1 pseudogene is annotated in these 396 nt (G+C 68.9%); it reads right to left on the reverse strand.

From position 1 onward, the window contains the following. Window positions 1-130: 130 nt before the first annotated feature. Window positions 131-396: pseudogene (locus LG634_RS37630) on the reverse strand (hypothetical protein); the annotation flags it as partial.

Genomic DNA, 396 nt, shown 5'->3' on the forward strand with positions numbered 1-396 from the left:
CCGGCCGGTGAAACAACCTGCCGCGAACGCGCCGCCCATGGCACTTCCGAGCGCGGCGGACTGGTCCGGCGCCGGAGGACGTACGTGGCCCCCGTCGGCCGTGCCTGTGCTGCGCCCTCCGTGCGTTCGATCACCCGCCGGCAGGCAGTGTGGAACGCAAGCGTGTGATCGTCCGCAGGATCGCGGTCCTGTTCTTCGCGACTTTCAGCCAGGTGGGGAGCCTCTCGACCAGACTCGTCGGGGCCCAGGGGACAAGCTCTCCGCGTTCACGGAGCCGGGCCCCGACGTATGACTCCAGCAGATCGAGATGGCGCACGTTGTAAGCCCACAGGACGTGTCCGCAGCAGCTCGCCTGCAGCCACACCGGTCGCCGGAAGTACGGATCGACAGGGCTGC

The sequence above is a fragment of the Streptomyces bambusae genome (assembly GCF_020532645.1).
Taxonomy (GTDB): domain Bacteria; phylum Actinomycetota; class Actinomycetes; order Streptomycetales; family Streptomycetaceae; genus Streptomyces; species Streptomyces bambusae.